This is a genomic window from Mucilaginibacter sp. P1_A3 (assembly GCF_056406855.1).
This window is the reverse complement of record NZ_JBFTZJ010000006.1, coordinates 367,229-392,827: the sequence shown is the minus strand read 5'-3', so window position 1 is coordinate 392,827 and position 25,599 is coordinate 367,229. Positions and strand designations below refer to the sequence as shown.

Annotated in this window: 24 protein-coding genes and 1 tRNA gene; 8 read left to right on the top strand and 17 right to left on the bottom strand. The window is 33.5% G+C overall.

Annotation, left to right across the window (positions count from 1 at the left end):
• Positions 1–128: 128 nt before the first annotated feature.
• From AC1D0K_RS14890 to AC1D0K_RS14880, 3 genes are all read left to right on the top strand, one after another.
• Positions 129–524, top strand: coding sequence for an SRPBCC family protein (locus AC1D0K_RS14890; RefSeq protein WP_477394900.1), 396 nt, complete (start codon positions 129–131; stop codon positions 522–524).
• A 377-nt stretch (positions 525–901) separates the two neighbouring features.
• The gene (locus tag AC1D0K_RS14885; protein WP_477394898.1) at positions 902–2,530 is read left to right on the top strand and encodes an ABC-F family ATP-binding cassette domain-containing protein; all 1,629 of its coding nucleotides are present in this window, start codon (positions 902–904) and stop codon (positions 2,528–2,530) included.
• Between the two features lie 126 nt (positions 2,531–2,656).
• Positions 2,657–2,729: transfer RNA gene (locus AC1D0K_RS14880), tRNA-Lys, on the top strand.
• Between the two features lie 687 nt (positions 2,730–3,416).
• On the opposite strand, the gene AC1D0K_RS14875 is transcribed toward AC1D0K_RS14880, so the two are convergent.
• From AC1D0K_RS14875 to AC1D0K_RS14865, 3 genes are read right to left on the bottom strand one after another with little or no spacing between them, the layout of a single operon-like run.
• Complete coding sequence (locus tag AC1D0K_RS14875) at positions 3,417–4,115, bottom strand: hypothetical protein (RefSeq protein WP_477394896.1); 699 nt, start codon at positions 4,113–4,115, stop codon at positions 3,417–3,419.
• Positions 4,116–4,168: 53 nt separating this feature from the next.
• On the bottom strand, positions 4,169–4,426 hold the full coding sequence (locus tag AC1D0K_RS14870; RefSeq protein ID WP_477394894.1) for a hypothetical protein: 258 nt from the start codon (positions 4,424–4,426) through the stop codon (positions 4,169–4,171).
• Positions 4,423–4,662 carry a hypothetical protein gene (locus AC1D0K_RS14865; protein ID WP_477394892.1) on the bottom strand — a complete coding sequence of 80 codons (240 nt, stop codon included), beginning with the start codon at positions 4,660–4,662 and terminating at the stop codon, positions 4,423–4,425. The genes AC1D0K_RS14870 and AC1D0K_RS14865 overlap by 4 nt, the downstream gene beginning before the upstream one ends.
• Before the next feature lie 400 nt (positions 4,663–5,062).
• Between AC1D0K_RS14865 and AC1D0K_RS14860 the strand changes: the two genes are divergently transcribed.
• The gene (locus AC1D0K_RS14860) at positions 5,063–5,926 is read left to right on the top strand and encodes a hypothetical protein (protein WP_477394890.1); all 864 of its coding nucleotides are present in this window, start codon (positions 5,063–5,065) and stop codon (positions 5,924–5,926) included.
• Between the two features lie 447 nt (positions 5,927–6,373).
• Here the strand turns inward: AC1D0K_RS14860 and AC1D0K_RS14855 are convergent, their stop codons facing one another.
• From AC1D0K_RS14855 to AC1D0K_RS14835, 5 genes are all read right to left on the bottom strand, one after another.
• Positions 6,374–7,333, bottom strand: a complete 960-nt coding sequence (locus AC1D0K_RS14855) for a hypothetical protein (protein WP_477394888.1) — start codon at positions 7,331–7,333, stop codon at positions 6,374–6,376.
• Positions 7,334–7,551: 218 nt separating this feature from the next.
• The gene (locus AC1D0K_RS14850) at positions 7,552–7,812 is read right to left on the bottom strand and encodes a hypothetical protein (protein WP_477394886.1); all 261 of its coding nucleotides are present in this window, start codon (positions 7,810–7,812) and stop codon (positions 7,552–7,554) included.
• A gap of 23 nt (positions 7,813–7,835) precedes the next feature.
• The gene (locus AC1D0K_RS14845; protein ID WP_477394884.1) at positions 7,836–8,093 is read right to left on the bottom strand and encodes a hypothetical protein; all 258 of its coding nucleotides are present in this window, start codon (positions 8,091–8,093) and stop codon (positions 7,836–7,838) included.
• A gap of 59 nt (positions 8,094–8,152) precedes the next feature.
• The gene (locus AC1D0K_RS14840) at positions 8,153–8,677 is read right to left on the bottom strand and encodes a hypothetical protein (protein WP_477394882.1); all 525 of its coding nucleotides are present in this window, start codon (positions 8,675–8,677) and stop codon (positions 8,153–8,155) included.
• Positions 8,677–9,012, bottom strand: coding sequence for a hypothetical protein (locus tag AC1D0K_RS14835; protein ID WP_477394880.1), 336 nt, complete (start codon positions 9,010–9,012; stop codon positions 8,677–8,679). The genes AC1D0K_RS14840 and AC1D0K_RS14835 overlap by 1 nt, the downstream gene beginning before the upstream one ends.
• 156 nt (positions 9,013–9,168) lie before the next feature.
• On the opposite strand from AC1D0K_RS14835, the gene AC1D0K_RS14830 reads away from it, so the two are divergent.
• The 3 genes from AC1D0K_RS14830 (at position 9,169) to AC1D0K_RS14820 (ending at position 11,555) form a co-directional block, all read left to right on the top strand.
• Positions 9,169–9,729, top strand: coding sequence for a hypothetical protein (locus AC1D0K_RS14830; protein WP_477394878.1), 561 nt, complete (start codon positions 9,169–9,171; stop codon positions 9,727–9,729).
• 37 nt (positions 9,730–9,766) lie between these two features.
• Positions 9,767–10,429 carry a hypothetical protein gene (locus AC1D0K_RS14825; RefSeq protein WP_477394876.1) on the top strand — a complete coding sequence of 221 codons (663 nt, stop codon included), beginning with the start codon at positions 9,767–9,769 and terminating at the stop codon, positions 10,427–10,429.
• Positions 10,430–10,868: 439 nt separating this feature from the next.
• The gene (locus AC1D0K_RS14820; protein WP_477442795.1) at positions 10,869–11,555 is read left to right on the top strand and encodes a hypothetical protein; all 687 of its coding nucleotides are present in this window, start codon (positions 10,869–10,871) and stop codon (positions 11,553–11,555) included.
• Positions 11,556–11,862: 307 nt separating this feature from the next.
• Here the strand turns inward: AC1D0K_RS14820 and AC1D0K_RS14815 are convergent, their stop codons facing one another.
• The 3 genes from AC1D0K_RS14815 to AC1D0K_RS14805 form a co-directional block, all read right to left on the bottom strand.
• Positions 11,863–14,949, bottom strand: a complete 3,087-nt coding sequence (locus tag AC1D0K_RS14815; RefSeq protein ID WP_477394872.1) for a metallophosphoesterase — start codon at positions 14,947–14,949, stop codon at positions 11,863–11,865.
• Positions 14,950–15,349: 400 nt separating this feature from the next.
• Positions 15,350–16,945 (bottom strand): hypothetical protein, encoded by a 1,596-nt coding sequence (locus tag AC1D0K_RS14810; protein ID WP_477463075.1) that lies wholly within the window; start codon positions 16,943–16,945, stop codon positions 15,350–15,352.
• Positions 16,946–17,238: 293 nt separating this feature from the next.
• Positions 17,239–17,850, bottom strand: coding sequence for a recombinase family protein (locus tag AC1D0K_RS14805; protein WP_477399988.1), 612 nt, complete (start codon positions 17,848–17,850; stop codon positions 17,239–17,241).
• A 191-nt stretch (positions 17,851–18,041) separates the two neighbouring features.
• Here AC1D0K_RS14805 and AC1D0K_RS14800 point away from each other — a divergent pair, with 191 nt between their 5' ends.
• Positions 18,042–18,179, top strand: coding sequence for a hypothetical protein (locus AC1D0K_RS14800; RefSeq protein WP_477442789.1), 138 nt, complete (start codon positions 18,042–18,044; stop codon positions 18,177–18,179).
• A gap of 460 nt (positions 18,180–18,639) precedes the next feature.
• Here the strand turns inward: AC1D0K_RS14800 and AC1D0K_RS14795 are convergent, their stop codons facing one another.
• The 6 genes from AC1D0K_RS14795 to AC1D0K_RS14770 all read right to left on the bottom strand — a co-directional run bounded on the left by AC1D0K_RS14795 (position 18,640) and on the right by AC1D0K_RS14770 (position 25,475).
• Positions 18,640–19,590: a hypothetical protein gene (locus AC1D0K_RS14795; protein WP_477442787.1), complete on the bottom strand. Its 951-nt coding sequence runs from the start codon at positions 19,588–19,590 to the stop codon at positions 18,640–18,642.
• 836 nt (positions 19,591–20,426) lie between these two features.
• Positions 20,427–21,155, bottom strand: coding sequence for a tetratricopeptide repeat protein (locus AC1D0K_RS14790; protein WP_477399577.1), 729 nt, complete (start codon positions 21,153–21,155; stop codon positions 20,427–20,429).
• Positions 21,139–21,705, bottom strand: coding sequence for a sigma-70 family RNA polymerase sigma factor (locus AC1D0K_RS14785; protein WP_477399579.1), 567 nt, complete (start codon positions 21,703–21,705; stop codon positions 21,139–21,141). The genes AC1D0K_RS14790 and AC1D0K_RS14785 overlap by 17 nt, the downstream gene beginning before the upstream one ends.
• A 46-nt stretch (positions 21,706–21,751) precedes the next feature.
• Positions 21,752–24,223: a CHAT domain-containing protein gene (locus AC1D0K_RS14780; protein WP_477399581.1), complete on the bottom strand. Its 2,472-nt coding sequence runs from the start codon at positions 24,221–24,223 to the stop codon at positions 21,752–21,754.
• 455 nt (positions 24,224–24,678) lie between these two features.
• A complete protein-coding gene (locus AC1D0K_RS14775; protein ID WP_477399930.1) occupies positions 24,679–24,909 on the bottom strand; it encodes a YodC family protein in 231 nt (76 codons plus the stop codon).
• A 299-nt stretch (positions 24,910–25,208) separates the two neighbouring features.
• Positions 25,209–25,475 (bottom strand): hypothetical protein, encoded by a 267-nt coding sequence (locus AC1D0K_RS14770; RefSeq protein WP_477399928.1) that lies wholly within the window; start codon positions 25,473–25,475, stop codon positions 25,209–25,211.
• Positions 25,476–25,599 lie beyond the last annotated feature (124 nt).

Genomic DNA, 25,599 nt, shown 5'->3' with positions numbered 1-25,599 from the left:
CCTAAATATTATAATATCGCCGGTAATGCCCTGTAATTCCTGCATAAACCTTAATGCAGGTGATTATTGGGCTATTTGAACTTTGACCGATTTAACTTTCAGTATTTCTCAAATCTCTAAATTAATAAATGACCACATTCACCAGTTCTATCAGCATAAACAAACCCATAACTGAGGTATACAGCTACCTGGCCGACTTTAACAATCACCAGAAACTAATGCCCGATAATATACAGGAATGGGTATCTACTGCTGATGAAGCCAGCTTTAGCATACCAAATATGGCCAAACTATCACTAAAAATAGAAAGCCGCGTAGCTAATGAGGAAATTGTGATTGTACCGGCTGCAAAGCCTCCGTTTGATCTGAAATTAAAATGGTCATTATCTTCCAATAACGACCATACCGATGTTCTTTTTACAATTAATGCAGACCTTAACATGATGTTAAAGATGCTCGCCTCGGGTCCTCTGCAAAAATTGGCCGACCATGAAACACTAACCTTAAATAATATATTAATTTAAGTGCATTTGCAGGCCGTAAGGTATATATTTAATATACCTTACGTTTTTGTATATTATTGAAAGCTATCACAATATTGATGATAACTAAGCTTACGATTAATGCTCCCATGACCCGTTGATATTTAATTTATTTATTATTGTAAGTCAAAGGTTGTTCCATTCATTTGTGTTTTGCAAATTTTATCCTTACAACGTATAAAACAGGCATTTAGTCTACTCTTAGCAAATATTTTGAGCAATTGCATCCACAATCACCAAAATATTTGTGGGAAATAAATACGATATTTTTCCCCAATACCCTCAAAAACATAATATCTGCTTAGTTTACCATAAAACGAAGTATTTACCGTAATTTTGCGGCAAATTACAGGTGCAGCATGATCACGGTATCCAATCTATCTCTACGTTACGGTAAGCGTACATTATTTGAAGACGTTAATCTAAAGTTTTCGCAAGGTAACTGCTATGGCATTATAGGTGCCAACGGTGCAGGAAAATCAACATTTTTAAAAATTCTTTCGGGCGATATCGACCCAACCAGTGGTTCGGTGAGTTTTACACCCGGCGAACGTATGGCGGTGTTAAGTCAAAACCACTATGCCTTTGATGAATTTTCGGTAATAGAAACCGTGATGATGGGGCATAAGGAAATGTATGCCATCATGAAAGAAAAGGATGCCATTTACCTAAAGGAAGATTTTACGGATGCCGATGGTGAGCGTGCAGGTGAACTGGAAAATCTTTTTGCCGAAATGGATGGCTGGAATGCCGAAAGTAATGCAGCTACCCTATTGAGCAACCTGGGCATTAAAGAAGAGTTTCATTACAACCTGGTAAAAGATTTGGATAACACTCAAAAAGTACGTGTGTTACTAGCACAGGCTCTTTTTGGCAAACCTGATATTTTACTGCTTGATGAGCCTACCAATGATCTGGATATACAAACCGTAAGCTGGCTGGAAGACTTTTTAGCCTCATATGAGGCCATTGTATTGGTAGTATCGCACGATAGGCACTTTTTGGATACTGTTTGTACCCACGTTGTGGATATTGACTTTGCCAAGATGACTATCTATACTGGTAACTATACATTCTGGTACGAATCAAGCCAATTAGCCTTAAAACAACGATCTGATCAAAATAAAAAGACAGAAGAGCGTGTTAAGGAACTCCAAGAGTTCATTCGTCGATTTAGCGCAAATGCTTCTAAATCTAAGCAGGCAACCAGTCGTAAAAAGGCCCTGGATAAGATCAATATTGACGAGATACAACCGTCAAACCGTAAATATCCAGGAATTATATTTAACAACCTTGGCCGTGAAGCAGGTGACCAAATCCTACAGGTTGAAAATTTAAGCAAATCGCTTAATGGCGAAATTTTATTCGCCAACATCAATTTCACGGTGAACAAAGGCGATAAAATTGCCATCTTGTCGCAAAATAGTTTAGCCACAACTGCCCTATATAATATTTTAACCGGCAGAGATACTGATTACAAGGGTACCTTTAAATGGGGTGTTACCATCAACCCGGCAGATATCCCTATCGATAATGCAGAATACTTTAAAGGCAAAGATGATAACCTTATCGACTGGCTGCGTGAATACTCTCCCGGCGAAAAGGACGATCAATTTATTCGCGGCTTTTTAGGCAGAATGTTATTCTCTGGCGAAGAAGTATTGAAAAAAAGCAATGTATTATCAGGAGGCGAAAAAATGCGCTGCATGTTTAGCCGTATGATGCTGCAACAAGCCAACTTGTTAATGTTTGACGAACCTACCAACCACCTTGATCTTGAATCGATCACAGCGCTTAATAATGGCATGAAAGACTTTAGGGGGACCATTTTGTTTACCTCACGGGATCATGAACTGGTAGAAACCGTTGCTACCCGCATAGTTGAACTGACCCCTGGTGGCTATATTGATAAACTGATGACCTATGACGAATTTATTAATAGCGCTGTGGTACAAAAACAGCGTGAGGATTTGTATGCAGCAGTATAAAATACTGCTGTAACAGGCTAAGGCTTAAAGACAAAGGGATCAATTCAAAAAAATCTACCTAAAATCTATAATCCCCAAACCAAAAATCAAAAATAAATCAGCATATTTACATCCCGTCAAAAAAATGACTCGGTAGCTCAGCCGGTAGAGCAACTGACTCTTAATCAGTGGGTCGAGGGTTCGAACCCCTCCCGGGTCACCTTTTAATTGCAGCTTCTGAATTAATTTTCAGAGGCTTTTTTTGTGCGTTAACGTGCTATAAATCGTGGTTTTTACTTTTTCCGTGTGATAAATGCTTAAATAAATATAAGATTTTTTTGCAAGATAAACAAGACATTTTGTTTAATCAGTAAGATAAAATTGGCGCAGTTTGGCGCAGTTGATGGCGCACTTTTCCTTGTTTAATAGTTGCCTAACTCATACCTATCGCAACCTATTTCGGCATCCGAATTTTGTTTAACACCAAAATTTAACAAATGCATCAAAAACTTACAATTTCAGGATATTCACAAACATCAACAACTCTTTCCTCATTTGATGATTCAATTTTGCTGGTTATCAGTTTTTATTTAGTCCGTACTGTTAACATATCATCGTCAAGCGGTACTATCAGATTATTTGTTTCTTCTTTCATCAAATCAGGCCTATTGATGATGCAATTGAATCCTGTGAAGTAAATCCTTGCAAATCTGCTACAGAAGTGGCAACCACCTCCGCACTTCTTAGTGCTGTTGATGAAATAGTTAAAATGAAAAAACTATTAGATTCTAGTGCTATACCTCTGGTAGAATATGATGCAGCTAAGAAAAAAATATTAAGATTATAATTACTTATTAACTTATTTTCAAGCCCCGGCAATGGGCTTTTTTTATTTCCTATATCTGCCTTAACTTGATAACAGCTTTATTAGTTCGGGGGCGTTATGGATTAGTTCTTTTAGCAAAGGCTTCAATGCATCAAAGATTTCATCTGCACCTTTCGTCCCCAAATAAGATACAACTACCCCTGATGCTCTTTGATACCACCTCTTTTTCCCCAAAGGAAAATCAGTTTTCAAAGATTGAAAGTCATTTTTTAGTTCATCAATTGAATCAAAAATAATTTCTTGCCCTAATTCAATTTCATTCAGCTTGCTTAATATCGTGTCAATCCTATTATTTAAAGCTGACACCTCGTTATCTGAAAAAGTATTTGAATCAAGGTTGTACCCTGTGTAAGTTGACAGTAACCCATAAAGGTAATACTGCATTTCGTTTAATGAATCAGTTGTAGACTCGTAATTGCGTTTGTAGTGATCGTGATTTTGCTTTTTGACATCCAATTTATTGCGGTTGTCTTGATGTTCATTTTTAAGGTTAACGATTCGAGTGATAATCATTATAACAAATACAATTTTATCACCTGCTTGAATTAAGGTCGAAAAGGATTGAAAAATTTCCTGCTCTATTCTCTCGTTCGCACCACCGTAAGGATTACTAAAAGCACCTAAATACAAATGCGAACTAATAATGTCCTGCGCTTTTTTCCTTGCTATATTTTCAAAAAGGAAATCTGCCGATGGTACTTCAATAGTTTTAAAATTCATAAATTAATTGGAAAAGGTTTATTACTAAAGGTAAAAATAACTTAACGATATCACTATCTATAGATTCTAAAATCCCGTATCTGATTGGGTGTCCAGATAGTAAAGTTCAAATCGTACTCCCTGTTTCTTATCCTTTGTATACTGGCTTCAATTAACGGGTGAAGTTTAGCGTAACCATCATTGAAAGTAATGCTTGCAGGTATCACCACTGTTATTGCCGAATCTTTAACAGTTATGAACTGACTATAGGGTTCTGGTAATTCTTGTGTAAGGTAGATCCTTACTTTCTCTAAATAACTTTCTTCGCTCATTGTTTTGCTTGCAATTGCTCGTGTATCCGCTCACCGATGGCTTGTACATCATCTACGGTAAGTTCACGCTGGTTAATGTGTAACCTCACCCATTTTCTATTCTGGTTAATTATTGAACCATAGCAATAGTTATCAATAAAAATCATATAGTACGCACCATCCATACCTTCCGGTGCCATAATAACCACGTTAACACGATCATTACCTATTGTTGCTGTAAATTTCAGATTAAACATTACAACAAAACTATACTAAAATAATTAGCAATAAATAGCATGTTGAAAAGTTTATCTTCGAGGTTCTAAACCATCACGATAATATGAATCAGATTCAATGCCCTAATTGCAAAACCTTTTATGTTGACTACACCACCAAATACGGAAAGTTTTTTAAAGGAGGGATAGCTGGAATCATCGGTCTGGTAATGCTTTACGAATCTTTTGATGCAAAGCCGGGATTGATATTTCTTGCCTTACCTTTTCTAATTTACTCTGGCTTACAAATCTATATCGGTATTAAAAATAAAAACATCTATTGCACCTGTCAGAATTGCAATTATCAGTTCACCAAACGACCTTAATATCTTTGGATACAAGCAAATAAAACTTATTATCTTTATGTGCTAAACTTATCGCAATGAAAAGATTTATCCTGTCTGCATTATTTATTTTCAGTGTCCTTCTAACTTTTGCCCAAGTAAGTGTTAGGGGTTACACTAAAAAGAACGGCACTTATGTAGCTCCGTACACCCGTTCAAGTCCAGACAAAAACCCATATAATAATTATAGCTATCCCGGCAATACAAATCCCTATACTGGTAAAGTCGCAACTGGCAACCCGGATACCTATTTAAATAATTATTATAACAGGTCTACAAATTCATCAACTACGGCAGCATCTACTAATTCTTCTTCTGTAAAGTATAAAATTTACGAACCATCATATATTAAAAGCGGAAGTTATTTAAGAAGCTTTTTTAAAGGCGAAACCTTTACGGTTTATGATGTTTATGATTTCTATAATAATTATACTGGATATTTAACTTTATTTAATGATAGAACCGCTAAACTGTATAATAAAGACAAGCAACTAATATTTGCATATTCTAACTTTGATTTCCCCTTAACACCAGTAAACAATATCAGTACCGCAACGTCAACTGCGCAGCCCACGCAAACATCAACTTCAAGCTATCAAAATTACGCTTACTCTAATAATACTACACCAGTATCAACCTATTCAGGTAGCAGTTCTAATACTTCTACTGACCACAGTATGAACGTGCTTTTAGCAGAAAAGAAATACCTAAAAGACGCTAAGGGCAATTATACAGGGGAATATCTTTTGCTTAAAGATGAAGACGATACAAGGAAAAAATATGCCTTGTATGATGTAAATGACTTTGAAAGGGGAACACTTGTTGTTTATGCGAATGGGCAGCGGATACTATTTAATAACTCTGGAAAAGTAGTTGCTCGCAGCGGCACTAAGAAAAAATAATAGAATGATAACTGGTAATTACAGGTCATACTCATTTGGACTATTTCGCCATTACTGATTGTTAATCACTCTACAGACCGGTAAACTACCTAACTCTTAATCACCAAAGGGACGGTAAAAATGAGGCCTTAATTCAGTCTAAAAAGAACGTACAAACAGCGAATTTATACAGCAATCAGATAAAAGATCTTGATTAAAACTAAGAAAAAGCTACAAGATAATCAAGCTCTTTTTTGTTTAAATGACGCATTTACTGACACACAGAACTCTCTATGATTAACTTTAATCAGCCGTCCCTTTCTTACTTTTAGAATTAATTAGTGGTTTATTATTTGAACTGACAGACTTTGGGGGCGAGATTCCAATCCTCTCACAGGTCTCGTTTAGTAGTAGCGACTGATTTTTAAATTAAGGTCTGAGAGATGCTTTCGAGCAAATCAACCTATCTTAATTTAAGTTATTCAGTGCATCATTAATTGGATTTTTCTGCTTTCTTATTAATGAAGCGTGGTAGTTTATAATCACCTGATGTAGTAAAGGTAATGCTTCAAAATATGTTAAAGCCTTCGGTGAATATTCAATAAATGAGGCAATAAAGTGACTAATTAGTTTGATTGCATGCTCAGCGTTAAATAAACTCATCCTTATAAAAGAGGTTGTTGATGCAAACAAATCTCTGAACTGAAATACTGACACATTAGAAGGGTGGGAATAAAAAGAATAATATGTGTACATAGAATCGGATAATGCACTATCCAAGCCCATATGTATTGAAATATCTTGCCAGCTTAAAATTCTTCCTTTACCATTTTCAAATAAGATTTTATAATCCTTATCTTTTATCATCCTATCCGTAGCGGACTGAAAGTTACCAACGTTAGACTGGTAAAGACCGGTGTTATGAATTTCATCTATTAGCGTTTTAATAGTATCTGCTTCATCCGTTTGTTTTTGGCTGTTTTCGGGTGTGGTTAGCTGAAATCTTTGCCGGTATTTCAAGCCCGCAATTACCCATAAATTATAAAGGATAACTCTCTCATCAGATGAATTTGGTATCACATAAATTATGTTAAACATTGATATTGTTTCATAAATTATTCTAACGACCCCGGCAATAACAGTAGGATCAATAATATTATTTAATCTGAATCCTTTTCCGTTATCGTATGAGATACCTTTTAGCATCTCTTTCAAACTAAGCAATTTTGTAGCCACCATTTGGACAATCAGTTTAGCCTCATTATCCTGCTGAGTAGTATAAGGCTCTTTGGCATTTTCTTCAATAAGTTTAAAAAGAGCCTCTGCCAATATTTCTAAATTTTGGTTACTATCTGCAATGCTTTCAGAATGCCCTAAACGCATAAGCTCGTTTCGTAAAAAGGCTCTATGCTGTAAATCAAGTTTCATAGCGCACTATATTCAATATTATTAAAAGTTCAACACTTGTAGCATTTTTTATATAACCCTTTTTATGGCATTGGGCTAAGTCGTAGCCAATGTAAAAATATAGATTACGCTGCTATTTTCGGTATATGTATAAAGTTAGCATTCACCATGTTTGAGATTGACACACAAAGGGAAAAAATGCACAACTATATCCAGCAACTTGAACAGAAAAAGATTGATTAGATAGCAACTATCTCAAAGCCCAAATCCTGCAAAAATTCCTGTGCCATATATGTCTGAAAATTAGCAGGGTCAGGATTCAGTTCAATACCGTTAGCGTAATAGTTCCCCCAAGATATAAGCAGTTTACATGGGTAATTTTCATTCTCATAACGCAATGCCCATTCTCTTGCTCCTCTGTGAGGGGGAATACCTTCTCTTTTAGTTTTTAACATTGCCTGAAAAATATGTTCTCTGGTTATGTTTTGTGGGATTGGCATAGCAATAATCTAGAGATTTAATTCTATATCTGCACTGATATAATAGCAGGAGCGTCAGGAATAAAAGTTCCAGCAATACCTGTAATAGTTACGCTCCCATCATTATTATATTGGTACGATAATGGGGAATCGCCTCGATATTTAAGATTTTTAGATGCAAGTGATGAATTAATATTAGCAATCGCCTCTTGTTCATTAAAGCCAATACTAACACGTAAAGCCCCCTCTGACGACTGCTCGAACGGATGTGTAATCGTTATCGAAAATATTTCTTTTGCCATTATAATTCTTGTTAAACGATGTGCTGATAAGGTTATTATGAATTTACTTTCAAATATAATTAAGAAATTCGATGTAAAAGATTGTTAACCAATCCTTCACTAAATCTCCATGCATCCGGTATCTTATCAGTAGTACCATACCCATGAGCATTTTTTCTAACATAAGTATAATCCTCATATAGAATGGTGTCGCCTCTACCTTTTGCAGTTTCTTTTAATCGTTTAACCACCTCAATAGGGGTAGCTAAATACAATCGTGGTAATTGGTCAGGTTGAACGTTTTTAAATTGAACGAAACAAAATATTGTTTTTGGCCGATGTTTTAATATCCAAGTATCAGCAGCAGCGTGGTAATTAGCTTCTTTGCAATAACTCTGTGTCAACCCCCAAGAACCATCTTTACTGCCTTTAACGGACACTTTTATTATGGCATCTCCTTTAGAAACCATTAAATCGTACTCCGGCTGGTCAGCACCATATTGAACTGATATATCAAATCCAAGCCTTGCAAATTGTGCTGCTGCAAATGCTTCCGCTGCAACCCCGACATGCCGGGAAGTAAAGTTTTCAGGTAAGTTTATCATTATCTGTTAAGTAGTTTTGAGATTTCTTTTTTAACAGATTCAACTTTCTTTTTCAGAATAGCTAAATCCTCCTCCAAGGTATTCCGCTCTGAAACTTTAACTTTTAAATCACTGTTCAGATACCATTGCAAGACAGTTTGTAGCTCTTTTTCGCTGTAATCAACAGGTTTTTTTTTGCCTTCTAAGACATCTATTCTATGTCCGCAGGCTTGACCGTTTTTACCGGCACCACATTCACAACTTCCAGAAAATACACCATCCACCATGAAAAATTGAACCTCGTACGGCTCTTTTTTCACATCCGAACTTTGCACGTTAAATTTGAAGGTATCCATTATAGTTAGTTGGTTTAAGTCTTCTAATGTATAAAACTTATGTGACTTCGTTATTTATAAATGATGATTTCAATAAAATCATCCTTGGTCTCCAAAAAAAGTATAGTACATAATTTATAATTGGATACCTTCGTAAAAAAACCGAACCAATTCACAATGAAAAAACTCCTACTATTTCTATTAGTATCCTTTTCAATTTCTGCACATGCTCAATTCAATGCTAATAATTTTCAAGGTGGATTAGATAAACTGTTTGCCCAAGAATACAGTAAAGCAACTACCGAGTACCTTACTAAGGTTTTCATTTCCCGGAACGTATTGAAATTGACAGACAATGAACTCACAGGGTACCAGATTGACGCTATTACAGCCGCTAAGAGCGGTGAATTGACCACTGTCTTATATAACTGCCCGAAACTAAATCAAAAGGGTTTAGTATTCGTATTTTACAATTACAGACATTACAGTTTTTATCACTTTGAGTATAATGAAGCAAAAACTTTATTTGAAAAGCTATCAGCTGCCATAGAAGATAATAAGATTGTTTTAGACGAGGTTAATACGAGTGTATTAAAGGCAAATGATATCCATTTCATTTTTGCAGATAATACAATTAGGGTAGTATGGGGCGAATATGATTCATTATGGGATAAATCTAACTTTAAAACTACCTACCACCGATTTGAAAAATTCTTTAAAAAACAGTTTAAAGGCTAATCACAGATATTAAATATAAAACCAAACTCATATCACAATGAAAAAGTTCATCCTATTACTATTAGTTGCACTTAGTACACTGGCTACCTTTGCCCAAGTACATGTTAGGGGTTATACCCGTAGCAATGGCACTTACGTTGCACCTTACACCCGTTCAAGTCCCGATAAGAGCCCATATAATAATTATAGTTACCCCGGCAACAAAAATCCCTATACTGGTAAAGTCGCTATTGGCAACCCGGATACTTATTTAAATAATTATTACAATCGCACCTCATCTACCAGTAATTCTTCTTCTGGTTTAAGTTTAAACAGTACTTCCGTTTCAACAACGGCTACGTACCCGCCTACAACCTACCCAACAACTTATCCAAACAATAATTCCGGTACTAATAGCGGAATTTCTCGAAACCCATTGGAATCGCCTCTTCCGTCACCTGATGAAAGAGCAGCTACCAAAAGAGCTAATCAACATATTGAAAATGCTTTGTTAGCTAAAAAGAAATACTTAAAAGACAAAACAGGTCATTACACTGGTGAATACCTACAGCTGTCTGAGGAAGATGATACGGTGAAAAAATACGGTTTGTATGATGGTAATGATTTTCAAAAAGGGACATTATTAGTTTACGCCAATGGTGATAGATTATTATTAGATAATTTCGGTCATGTAATCGCTCAAAATAAATCAAAACGTTAACATTAATATGGGCACTTTTTTAATTTTACTATGCATTGTTGGTGGCGGAATTTATTATGGAATGTCTTACAATGCCAAAGTGGGTAACGGTACGACATGTCCTATTTGCCGAAATTTAGGAGCAGAACTATACCGTACTGGAAAAATAAATGGCAGGAAAGTCGTTAGGTTTAAATGCAAAAAATGTGGTTCATTTTTTGACAGATAGTGATGAGTTTGAATAATATTATCTCAATTTACTAAAATCCCTATACTAAATCTCCTTTAATATATTGAAATTGTTGGTTTTCAAAATCCAGTTTATGGTTAGACTTGAAAGCATTCATTTTGTGTGCATTTTTTGAAAGTTTGAGAATTGACATTACCAGTTTACAAACGATCTAAAATATTTGTAAATGCAAGCCAATAAAACGATTGAGCTTGTTAAAAAACAATCATAATGAAAAAATTTATCCTCTCCATATTGCCAATACTTTGTGCAATATTAGTTACGGCTCAGGTTCACATTAAGGATAAAACCCCCAATAACAATTACAATTATCCGGGAAATAAAAACCCTTATACAGGTAAAGTTGCCACTACAAATAAAGAAATATATTTAAACCGCTATTACAACAAAAGTGCAAGTTCAAATATTTCATCTACCCAATATTATTCCAGTGATAATTCCGGTTTCAAATCTGGCATATTCTTTAAACTTTTCAGAAAATCGGAAAGGTATATCGTGTACAACATCTACAAGGCAAATAGGTATGTGGGATTCTTGACAATCTATCCAGATAATACTGGAAGACTATTTGATGAAGATAATAATTACGTTAAAACCATCAAATATTTAAATTCTGATATAATAAAATCATTGAATTCTGACTACTTTATCGCTAATCCGTCATTAGCAGCTGCTCATAGTTCTAATGTACATTTACCGAAGTATCTAAAAGATATCAAAGGGGATTATACCGGTGAATATTTAACGCTTAAATATGAAGATGCTGTTAGTAAAAAATATAATTTATATAATAGTGCGGGTACTCAGATTGGCTATTTAAGTACATATTCAACGGGAGAAAGAATTCTATTTGATGTATCAGGTAAAGTAATTAAACGTACCGCTGCACCTAAATAATTATTTGTAAAACAAAAAAAGCATTTGCACCAATAACATTTGCCTACCCCATTTCGATAGCTTTTTACCTATTTCTAAGCAGAATCTCGAAAAGGATAACTTCAGAGATGTCTCAACAGCGCATAAACCAACCGACCTTATTCACCAAAAGATCAGTAAAATGAGGTCTTAATTCAGTCTAAAAAGAACGAAAAACAGCGATTGTATACAGTAATCAAACAAAAAAGCTTAATTAAAGGCAAGGAAAACCTACCGGATAATCAAGCTCTTTTTTGTTTAACTGACGCACTTTAAACGTACTATAGCTTTACTTTTTATTTTTTTTTGTGTTAATGATTTTAGCTACTTTTTGTTGAACCTTTCCTAAATCGGTCTTTGAGCTTATGCTCAGAGATTGTTCCTGAATTTTAGTCTTAAGAAAGGCTTCCAAAGGTGTATTCTGGCGACAATCGAACATCAGATAGCCGTATAATTTCAGTAAGATTGTTTGTTTCAACACGCCTATCCTAATTACTTCCATCGCTTCTGAAATATAATTTTTATTTGCTTTTAGATTTAAATCCACAAGCATAAAGTATAAGATTAAAAGTTTGAATTGGTTATCGAATTTTACTGAAGGCTTAAGCTCTTTAATTTTGGCTAAAACGATGCGCTCCAAATTTGCCTGTGCCAACGCATCATATACAAATGTTTGTACAATCAGCGGCATAAACGTTGACATCAAAAGTATCATCAGCTTCTCTTTTGACTGGTCACCATCATAAGAAATTTCCGTTTTCACCTCTTCTACTAATTTAAATCCGATAATACATGAAGCCTGTAAAATAAAATTCAATATTTCTTCATCGAGCTTATCGTCCAGAAGTGCGCTATTTCTGAATACCCGAGATAATATAAATAATGATTTTTCGAGATTAACCTCGGTCTTTTCAATTACCTCATAAAACTTCTTCTGAACGACTTCGGTTTGTTTATTGTTAGTGCTCTGTAATTCCATAAATGCATTATCTTGGGCTTCCAAGGAAAGTGCGCCCCTAATATCTTGAGCCAATTTCTCAATTGGGTTTTCAAGATTTCTCGACACTATTAATTCAAGAGTTCTGTCTATGGAGACAGATGAATATAAATCGGTTAGCTCTGAGAAAATATTTTTTGTTTTGTTAAAAATCCGTACAACATAATCTTTGTCCTTTCTATTAAAACCAGCACACAACTCAAGCTCATTACTAAATGATAGATAATAGTGGTCATCATCAATAATTCCATTTCGAAATTTAGAATTGTCTTTCATATAGTAAGCTATGAAATACTCAAACACTCCTGTTAACCTAATGGTGTAACGACTCACGCCATTTTTCCGAATTACACCTTTTGATAAAAGTATTTGAAGAATTTCTTCCACCGTAATTACAAATCTTTTATTTTTATCTATGTACTCTTGAGTAAAAACTACCACCTCCGCATAAGTTGCTGTATATCCAAAAGAATGATGATTTTTAACGAGATAATACGCCAATTCGGCTAAATACTCTTTAAAATCCTCAAATTCAATTTTTAGTGCTTTATCATGGATGAGTTTATCTTTATCTAGAAGGTCATCAACATAATATTGTATTAACTCAAAATTATTCCTAATGTTAGCTTCCTGATTTTTTTCAAAAACCCAAATAAACAATGAGACAGTCCAGTAGTTAGCAGGGATGTTAAGTTGAGCCAGAACTTTAAAAATCTTTTCTAAAATTAACTCTCGTTTTTCAGTTGTAAGATTGGGCCACTTATTTGCCAATGTTCTAACCTCCGTTCGAGATATTTCCTGAATAATGATATTTTTATAAGTACGCCCATCAAAATGATAAATATCAAACGAGGTTAGCAGCGTTTCTTCCGTTGTTGCCACAAACGACATCTTCTCATGTATACTTAATAAAGAATCAATAACCTCGTTGAATGCGATAAAGTTAGGGTCGTAGTTATCCAGTAATAGCCGTATATTATACTTCTCTGGTAATTTATCGCTGTTATTTTTATTTAACTCATAGAAAAGCGAGATATAGTTTTGCAGATTAAATATGGTAGATGATAATTTAAATTCTTTGCAATCAATATAAATTGGTAATGTTTTATAAAGTGCAAAATTTGAAAGAAGTTCCAATTGTATCTTAAAAAGAATAGATGTTTTCCCAGCTTTATCTTTACCAAAAACAACGTAATTTTCATTTGATTGAATTATCGATTCTAACGAAAACTTGCTGCTATCCGATTTCTGTTCAGCAATTTGAGCTTTTGTCTTATTTTTTAATATGGGGTCGGTAAATAAATCTATAAATCCCCTACCCTCAATGTCGTAATTTGAGATAAACAATTCATTAGCTCTTTTTAATACTTCGTAATACCTTTTTTTCAGAGTCTTTCTAAAACCGTTTTGTTCTCTTTTTTCTGTATTAACAGGAATCGAACCTTCAAATACTTCAGGTAAGTTATAAAAGAATCTCTCCCCTTTATCATACTTCCTTGATTCTATTTTTACATCATAACTTTCTAAATCAACTTCAATTATGGTAAACCCAATATTTGACCAATTATCTATAGCTAATGTTGCGGGAGAAAAACAGCACAAAATCCCTTCATCGGAACATATATGTAATGACTGTTTTTTTTGATGTACGTGCCCCGAAAAAAGCAAATGAAATTCTGAATGGATTAAATTTTCTATTTCCGATGAGTTCCAGTCTTTAAAATCGGTTATCGGGTGGTGAATAATTGCAATTCTAAAATCAGAATTATTCTTTAATTCATTGATAGCATTTTTTAGGAGTGATATCGGGAACAAAAGATTACCACGATCAGTTTTGGAATCAAGAGCTCGCCACCCCGAGTTGAAACTGGCTATTCCTATTCGCTTACCATTTTCAACTCGATAATGTAAAGTGTATAAACTTGACAAAACATCTTTTCCAATTTCTCCGTGGCTAGCATAAAATTTACTTTCAAAATGAATGTAATTTTTGATTCCCTCTAAGCTCAACTTAAATGATTTCCCGCCCTGCTCTTTCACAAACTTTTCAAGGTCTTCATTTGATTTAAGCTTACTTAAGGCATCGGTTATTGGGATTAATTCCTGCCCTTGATAAACGTCATGATTCCCCCCACAAATAAATACTTTATCAGTCGGAATTTTCGCTTTTTCCAACACCTTATCAATAAGAAATCCTTTTGCCTTTTCAAAATCAGATAATTTGCCGCCGGACTGAACGAGGTCTCCCGAGAAAATTAAATAATCAATTGGGGTTTCAGTTCCAAGCTTTGCGGCAAGGGCATCGATGACATTAGATTGCTCATATTGATGTTTTGTTCCTGATTGAAAATGGAAGTCAGTTAGGTGTAAAATTCGCATAATGTAATTCTGAAAAGGCTAGGGTTTTAAATTGAAAATTGCCTGAGGGCTAAATATAAACTAAGATTTTTAATAATCTTTGACTTAACGGCAATATTTATTTAAGAACATATTTACTTGTATTATTTTAAATTATAATTAAAAAGGCAACTCTTTTCATGAGTTATTAAAGAGAGGTTAACAATAATAGATGATGATTAATACTATGAATTAAAGCACCACAATAAGATATGTGTTTTGCGGTTAGGAGAGATTCGATTTTTTAAAGCTACAATTTTCCAAACCTATATTTTTAATGTAGCCCTAAGACTAAAACCTTAGGCTTGAAAATTTTTTCACCAAGTAATATAAATGAGAGCAAAAATGTTTTGAAACTTAAACGCCCTATGGCAGCAGCTATTCATCTTCTACCTAAAATATAAGTAGAATATCCAACTTGAACTTGCGCAAAATTGTTGTCAACATTTTTTAATTCATAATTGTAGCGAATACGACCAAAGAGCTTACTTTCTGAATTCACTTTAATTGTGATAAGCATTTCTAAAATATTTAACCACGAGTGAGTATTTGTGGTTAAAATTTTACTGTTTTTTGTATTAAACGATAGCAGTTCTGTATAATTGTTATAAGCTTTTAAATGAATGAATTTCTCTGAAAAAGTAAAACTAAAACGCTCTTCAGGGAAAAAACTCGTAGTTATTGATGGATACCATTGTAAAGTCGTTATAGAAAAGTTACTTACAAACCCCGTCTTTTTGATAATACCTTGTTTAATATTTGTTAAGGAGTCTGTTACACTTGTAATTCCAAGTTTAGCACCAATATTCAAATAAAAATTATACTTTAAATCATGGTTAGATAAAGTAATAACGTTGATATCCATACCAGCTGAAAAGGTTTGATACTGATACAAATTTAAAGGTGTTGCAAATCTATGTTTAGTAGTTTTCAGTCTTGCAGTGTCAATTATTCCGGGGTTGGCTCTTAAAGAATCTAAATCATTTAAAACTAGATATTTATTATGTTGCTCAATTTTCGATAAAGTAGCATTGGGACTAGCATACTGAAAACTCCCAACACTATGGGCAATTAAGTCAAACGGCTTTGGGATTGCTTTTTGAACAGTACTAATGTTAATGTTTTTGCTAATTTCAGTTTGAATTAAACCGTTTGGACGATTATTGCTTAGCCCCAGAAAGTCGGTATAAATTTGCGCCTCAAATAACTTATTAGTAGCATCTTTAAACAGTTTAATTTCTTGACCACCTGCAACCTCTGTTGAAATATCTTGTGGGCTGTAATCTCTTCGATTAGAAGCTATTTCATAGTCATAACTCAATATGTTTGCCAAGCTTATTTTATAATTTAGCCCTGTTGAGTTAGGCAGGGAAAACAGAAAGGTTTTAGGAAATGATTTTATATTTTTCAAATTACTAATTCCAATTCCATAATCATTAGTGAAATAATACAATTTGTTATTAATTAAAACATATACTTTCAAATTTTCTAAATAGTCATTATTAATTTCAAATTTCATTTTCAACACTTTACCTTTAGTCTTTACATCCCTTTGATCATGCAAACTTGTGTCTATATTGACACATGTAACTGTATCTTCTAAATGCAATATTCCGGCTAAAGGGGTTAAGTCGCTTGTATTTGCCGCAATAATTGCTAGAAAAATATTTCTTCCAATTCCCATTATTTCTTCACTTTGAGTGGTACTACAGGCAGTTGTATCATTAATAAATAGCAACAATTCTTGCTGGAAAACTTTAGCAAAAATTTCCATATCTGTTGTCTTTGTTGAAAATTCCCGGTAACTTGTATCGCTATTTTCTACATGAGTAATTCTTACGACTAAGAAATTATCAGATTGAAGGTGGGAGGATATATTATAACTCTTATCACAGGAGATTATAGTTCTACTAAATGTTTGCGCTAAAACATGGTAATGAAACATTATCATACATAAAATAGTTAATGTGATTTTCATTTTGCAGATGATTATTAAAAGTTAATATTACCATAAGTAAACAATTATATTAACATTACATAACTACTTTGTAAGACTAGGTAATCATCTAATTTACAAAGACATACTCAATACCACAACTTTCATGTATACAATATGATATACAATTAACTACAATATTTTACATTATTATACACAATTCAATAATTCTAAGACATATACTCTTCGAATGGGTTGTCGACATAACTATCTATTCTCTCAAATTGAATAATATCTACTGACTTTAGGTTCCAAAGCGAATAATTACGAATATTCTACATCTTTATCGATAAAAGGTTCTTCTTTACTTTACCAATAAAATTAGGCGAACAATCCAAAGTATCCTGAATCATTTTATAAGACACACCTTTGCTAAGAAGGACTTTAACTTTATTCACTTTATTTTTTGTAGCCCAATCGTTAATCGTTTCTATTGAACCAGTTTTTCTGCCCCGGTAGGTTCCTTTAATCTTAGCTATCTCAATTCCCTGTTTTTGATTTTCAAGAATCTGGTTTCTGGTCATTTGACCGATACAGCCAAGCATACTAATAAACATAGTGGCAATTGGATTTTCAGAACCATTTTCTAACAGTGTATTTAATGACTGGTCAATAAAGTTTATATTGATTTTACTGTCAGTAAAAAGTTTGATGGTTGAAAGTATATCCAATAAGTTCCTTCCCAATCTATCTACCTGCCATACCGATAAACTTGTTATTTTATTTTCTAAAAGAAGTGTATAGATTTTCTTTCCCTCCGGTCTTTCGAAAAATGGAATGGAACCCGATACTTTGTCCTCAAAAACCAAATCAAAATTCTTTTCTGTTATTCTTTGTCTATCTGTTCTCTGGTCTAAGGTACTAATGCGTGTATATAAAATTTTCATATTGCTATTATTTTAGGGTATATAAATATAATAAAATAATAGTGTATTTCCAAGCTTTGAAACAGGTTTATTATTGCCAACGTTCTATAAAACCGCTACTCAATTAAGGTATAGTCTAAAGTGATAGTGCATTTGCAAAAAGAAGTTATATTTATGTAGCCCGGCATACTTGGAAAACTTTGAAAAAGCATATGGGGTATTTAAATGAATTGATTGCCGAAGATTTAGATCACGAATATGGCGGCCGAATAACAGCCATTTATTTAGATGATTTTGAGCAGGATGTCATAGACAAACTTAATATTTCAATACAGGGATTGCTGCAATAAACAATTAACTCTTAATCACCAAAGGAACAGTAAAAATGAGCCCTTAATTCAGTCTAAAAAGAACGAAAAACAGCAATTTTATACAGCAATCAAATAAAAGAGTTTGAAGAAAGGTAAGAAGAAAAATTTACCACATAATCATGCTCTTTTTTGCTTAAATGACGCATCTAGTGACGTATTTTTTGTGAGCTCTGTTAAGCTATTTGGAATTGTGAGTTTTCTAATTTAACAATTTGTTAATTGATTGCTTCTGTGCACCAAAAGCAACCGTTACCGAAAGTTATTTTTTGTGTATGTGAGGCACTATTTCTATTTTATTTTCTCCCATTTTGACAACTTTTCATGCATAGTTGACAACTATTTTTACGATTTAGGTACTGATACATAATCGTGACAAAACGACCTAACGAAAAATGCCCGTAAAATCGGGCATTAAGGTCTTAAACTAGGATTTAACTTTTTATAAACCTTTTTTTAGGATATAATCCTTGCTTGGCATTTCATCCAATTCTGTCCAATCTCTCTTCTTTGTTACCTGATTATATAACCCATACCAATGAAATATCAATTGATTGTCTTTAATTATAATTGTAGCTACTGGTATTATTTGTGAGTATTTATCAAAGTAATTGTCTTTGAGACTATTTGATTCGTGTAAGCCCCAAAGGAATAAGTTATATTTATTTTCAGATTCCTTTTTTAATATAATGTCTATAAAAGTTTGACCGATTAGGTCAAAATAAGTTGTACCTCCATCAAGAGTAAATTTATCACTGCTATTATCGAGTATTGAATAAGTACCATCTATTTTAGATAATTCTCGTGTATGTAAATGCCAATATTTAGTCAATTCAACACTATCTTTTTTATTGGAAGGAATCATTTGAGAATTAGCGGCTGTTACTTTGTGTATTAAATTTGAGCCGTTACTAATACTAATGTTGCTCCAGTCAGTATCACCAGTACAAATTGTAAGCCCTCCACAATTACTGGTTATACTGTTTTTACCTATTTTTAACCATATGAAACCGTTAGCTACTCCACTAATAATCTGTCCATCATTTATAGCATCTATATAATTAATCGGAGATGTTTTGTCTATCCCTCCGCTACCATTAATGAGTAACAGAAGGTTTTTGACTTGGCCCTTGCTTGTTACCCTATCGAAATAAACAATGTAATAAGCGTTATTTTCCATAACACGACCCTTAATATCAGGTTTACCTAAGAAAATATCTGCTTTTTCGTTTCGACCATCTATTAACGCCATTTTAACCTCTTCAAGGGTTTTAAGCTTTTCTTTAGGGGTTACCGATACAATTTTTGTAGTATCAGTATTTTGAGTTGTTTGATGTTGATTGGAACAAGAAACTAATAGTATCGTGAGGGTTAATAAACTAAATTTTTTCATAAGTGTTGATAAGGTTTTGAATTGCTCTCCCAAATATTTGAGGTTAATGCCAGAGCGAGAGCGTTTAAACTATTTTCTAACATAACTAATATTAATTACAGGTAACGCCTTCAAATTTAAACGGGTCTTCCGTTGTGCAATTATTACATGCAGTGGTTGAGGTAAACATAATTTCTTTATCAGTACCGTTTACACCAATTCCCGACCAAGTAACATACCAGTCGTTGCCACATTCTTCCTGTTTTATTGGCTCGCCCCATTCTTTGACCCTATTTTAAAAAACAAAAAACTATCTTCAATCCTTGGCTAACTGCCTGAATTTTTATCACTTTGACAACCCGGCCTCCGGCCAGTGTTAAAATCCGTAACGTTATGGTACAGGTAGAGTAGTTCAAACAGCACTAAATATTGGTGTTATTTAACTATAAATTCAGAATCCCCCAGCATCAGGAATAAATTTCCAGATTGTAGTTTCGCACGAACCTGAAATTATAAAATTATTTATTATATCGCTTCCGATTTTTATCGACGTGTCTAAGTTGTACACGCAGTACCCAGCAAAGCAAAGCAAATAGAGTATAAAAGCCAACATTCTGACCGATAGAACCAACGCTTAGCTCCTTCGTTAATGTGTGTAGTATAGAATTATAATTATCGATAGGGCTAAAGTTATTACTGTTGTATTAAATTGTTTAACTAAGCTCGATAACAATAGAATATTTGTTTTCGAAAATAAATACCTATAAAATAACAGGGATTGTTTTCATAGAACAAATAATCACACTCATTAGCGGTTGGTTGTGAGTATATCAATCCAAAAACAAAAAGGTAACCACTTATTTTATTTTTTTTAAAATAAGTTCAGCTTGAATGCTGTAAGAAGAGGTTGGTGATTTCAAGTTAATAAAAACCTGTTGTGTACTATCTATTTCATTTACTTGCCAGTACGATAATCCTAAACGGTATTGAGCTTTATCATAAAAAGTTGATTGTTTATCAACCTTTTTAAAAAAATTGATTGCCTTTTTATATTGTCCTAATTCATAATCATTTACACCAATGTAATAAGTTAGCGTATCTGTTGTTTTTTGGCTGGATAATAATGTTAAAATACTTTTTGACTTTTCGTAATCATTGAGTTTATAGTAAGACATTGCCCTGTCCAACTGATTATTATTACTTTCACCCATAACAACAGGTAACCCAATATCTTTTTCGTAATAAGCCTTTGCGGGTTCATCCAATTTATTCTGGTGGAAGAATATTATGCTTACTGACAGCAAAACAACCAAAGTAGCGGCTACATAAAGGATAACTGGTTTGCGCTTTTGATTCGATAATAATTCTTTATCCAAAACAGCATCCAATAATTGGAAATCATTTTTTAAGTTATGAATATTTTGCTTCTTTATTATTTTTAAAGTGCCCAAAAACTCTTTATAAGCTTCTGCCAGTTCAAGGTCAATGACAAGCCTCGCCTCGAATAATAACTTATCCTGAACACAAAGATTACCAAGGTGATAATCGTTTATTTCATCAAAAAAAGACCTATCTGTGTGCTCCACTTTGTTTTTCTTTTTGATAAATAACTGTTAATTTCTTAAAACATTCATAACGCTTCTTCTTTGCAACGTCTTCGCTTTTATAGCCCATAACCTTGGCTATTTTTTTTAGCGGGAGTTCTTTGATGTAAAACAAATCAATAAGTGTACGGCAGTTTTCGCATAAATGAGTTAAATAATTAGTTAATTTGTGATTGATGTACTTTTCTTCCTCCGTATCGAAAAAGGTATCAACTCCAATTTGAGTTTTATACAAAAAGTCCTCTTCGTATAGTGTTTTGTGTTGCTCCCTTTTCTTTAAATTCAATAACTTAAATTTCCCTATCTGATACAGAAATGTCCTAAGTTCACAATTAAGTTCAGTTAACTTACCGTCCATAACATTCTGATATAACGAAATAATTATATCTTGGAAAACGTCCTTCGCTTCTTCTATAGAAACGTTATAATTTGTTACCGCCCAACGAACGAAATCATTTCGGTATCTTTTATAGACATCCAATAGCACGTCCTTTTTACCCGATTTAATTGAATTAATAAAGTCCGTTTTCAATAATATATAATTGTTATGATAAAGAAATTAAGGCTAAAAGTCACTGCTATTTACGTTGGAGGTTTATCGGCATAATATTACCATATAAAATAATTCCAGCCCAATAATACGGATTTGCAGCATCAGTAACCGCTTTATTTATATAATTTATTTGAGCTATATGTAAAGCGTTCATCTTATTTTCGTGATTATATAACCCTGAATAAAAATCTGTATAAATCTTAGAGGTCATTTCATCATCCACTTTCCAAAGCGTTGAAGTGATCGAATGGGCACCAGCGTATGTAAATGCCCTAACAAAATTCAGAACCCCCCCAGCGTCGGGATTAGATTTCCCGATTGAAGTTTCGCACGAACCTAAACTTATAAGATTAGCATTTGTTGAATACTTATATATTTCTGTTATTTTAAGATGCTGGTTATCCAAAACGATATAAGATTCATCGGGATTGTTTTTATTTATTATTGTATGTGCTGCAATATGTATCAAGTTCTGATTGTTAAAATCATTTAAAATATTTTTTAAAGGCAAATTGCTATTGACCAATTTAGCTTTATAAACTGATTTCATTTCATTGACCATATTTTTCGTAAACGGTAACGGTGATAGACTTGACGGCGAAGAATACAATATTTCAAAACCATTTGATTTAATGATGGGGCGGTTGAATTGCGCTGCAATAAGAATAGATAGTGAATAGTGAAAATTAAATTTATAAATTAAATAATCCAATGTTTTAAAACTATCCCCCTTTAATGACGAAGTCAACCCGACAAATGGGATGTTATAAGAAAAAGTCACCCCCGGAATAACATTAATATTTTTTACATTATTGAAAATGCTACTATTTAGTCCTAACCTTAAAAATGTACTAAAAGCCAGTGCTTTATAATTTTTATGCAATAAACGGTCTGATTTTGATAACAATTCGAAGTTTTCAATGTCGGATTTTGAAATTGCAATACGCCGTAACTGTACATCGTTCCTGATAATTGTTAATGTGTATATTGCATCAATGTCATCGTATATTTCCCAAATGGCTTCATTGGGTAATATTGTTTGTTGAATTTTATGAATGTCAAGTGATTTTTCTTTTGCCGATTTCAGAAATAACTCCACATGCAAAGTACTTGACATTCTCTGTTTGAAGAATGCACTATATTTAGATAGTTCAATATAAAATAAAGCTTTACCTAAATATTTTTTGTTTTTTGTTTTACCATATAGACTTATACAAACATCTAACGCTACTCCATAAGGAGGTTTAAAGTAGTAGGTAGTAATATCTTTATTGGAATTTAATTTATAATTATTAATTAGTTCTGCCCAAACGACAATTAAATTGTCTGTGTAGTTTAGGATGATTTTATCAAATACCACTCCTATTGAACCCTTATTTAGTTTATTTATGGCATCTATTTTAAATGAAATAAGGGATAAATATTGATGAATATTATAAGGAGGTTCCTTTAAAACAGGCAGCGTTAAGTAATGAATAGTATCAGTTTGAGGTATGATTTGCCGAATTGCCTTTTGATAGTCAATTAAGGCTAACTTGGGGTCTGCTCCATAATAAGTGTGTACCAATCCTCTAACATAATAGGTCATCGACAACCGAGGGTTTTCTTCGGGAATTAATGACTTAAATATTTTTATTGCACTTGAATAGTATTTTAAAGCTTTCCGATAATATAAAGTTCCTTGGTGTTTATCCAAATCTGATTTACTCCCCATGGTCTTATTTAACTCGTCTGTGTAAGTATTGCCGATGCTGTGCAAAACAATAGCTAACCAATAATTTTGTTTCCTATAACGGCGTTGGTTATATTTTAATGCCTCCGCCAAAATAGGCCTTACTAACGTGCTGTTGTACCAATCCTGCTTATTTTTATCGACAACCTTTTCTTTAACTGCGTATGCGTATTCACAATAAATCCTTTCGAAGTTTACATAGTTGTTATTGGCCGGATGACCTTTAATAATGAGATAAGCTATTTTTGTAAAAAACATTGCACTATCCAACTGTTGAGCGTAATTGTAATATCGCCCCATGTTTGAATAGGATAAAGCCAAATCTGCATCGTTTTCTTTCAAAACTTTCTTTTTAATTTCTAACGACTTTTTGAAGTAATAACCAGCCTGTTCAACATCAGATTTATAATATTTCAGCTCTCCCAAAACATCGTAACATTGAGCCAGTAAAAGCGAATGATTTGGCAATTTTAAAATCCGACTTTCATTTTGAATTAAAATTTGTTCCGCTTCTTTTTCTTTACCCAATATACGAAGGTTTTCCCCCAAACGGTTTATTGTATTGGCTGCCTGATATGGTTGTTTTTTTCGGATATACCAGTTTGAACCGTTACGAAAATAAATTTCTGATTTAAAAAACTGACTATTGTGAAAAGCCAATTCTCCTTTGCTGTAATCATTTGCCTTTATTTGCATCGATACTGAGCAAAGAATAAGACTGCTCAAAATGACCTTTATGAAAAGTCTCACATATGCATCTATCATTGATAAGGAGAGGTATTTAATACTATTTTGTGATTTGAAAAATAAATAAAAATTCTGAAATTGACAAAGCCCTATTTGTCGCCCCCACGCACACTTTGAACGAAAATTTGATAATGATACATTAAAGTCTTTTAATATCAGCCTAAAAAACTATCAAAATCAGCATATTCAAATGCCCTCGGCAGGCGGCCTTTTGGACCAAGGGCTTGAAGAAAGTTTAGAAGCTCCCCGTTAAACTTTTTACATTATTTGAATATTTTTCAAATCAAAAACGGAGTTAATTGTCGCTTCCCCCCACTTTTTTTTCAAAAAAGGTAGATACTGCCTTATTGCTTGCCTAAAACAACACCAATTTGATTTAAACGCAGTTTTTTAAGTTGGTAACCATCATGAAATGCTATTTTACGGTACGTTTTAATACCAAACAGTACCGTTAAAAGAGGTTTTGGGAGAGGTTATTCATTAGTTTCAGTAGAGATATTAACGCCTAAAATCTCAATATCATCATATGTAAAAATGGCCTTTTTTAATTCTAACCCCTCGTACAATGAGCACTCCAACCTATCGCAAAATCTATCGCTAAAGTCGTCCATAAAGAAACGCTCTACAATCATCAGCTGGCTATTGCTTTTGAGGTAAACAACCATGCCTACCCGCCAGTTATTAAAATCTTCTTTAGAAATCATCTGCGCTCAATCTAACGTTTCCGGGAATCCCGCAATACCCGTACACTGTCAACCATGCCCTTCATCCATGCAGCGTAACAGACATTAGCCCACCGTTTTGGCGGGGCTTAAACGATCTGCTTTTGACTATGAACATAGCTCGTTCTTCTAACACCTCAATCAAGTCACCGACCAAAGGCATAACCGGAAAGCGATAAGTTAACAACTCGCCAAAAAACTGAGTGTTATATAGAGTGATTTGGTATCGGTTTCTAATCATGCTTTAAATTTAACGTAAATGGAATTTCTTATTCAAACGACTACTGACGGCCAACTGAAATTTTAAATCCAAATGGGATTTCTTCTTCAAACGGCTCTGATCGACCAGTTGGAATTTCTTCTTCAAACGGCTCTGAACGGCTAATTGGTTCAAGAAGTAAAGCATAGTAACGAACACAATGATGAGTTGGATCCCAAAAAGAGTTTGATGCTACTATAGTACAACCATTACTGAGAGCGTCATCAAGTAGTATCGAAAATGTTTGCCGGGAATCACTTTCAATAATGCAATGGTGATTAAAATCCATTCGATTTTTTTATTAAGAGTTAGAGAAATGCATATGCATCCGCATAAGAGTTTTTTTTAAGATACCGATGTAAAGCCTATACCATATCAATAGGAATGAGATAGCTTCAAGTAATATAATCCTT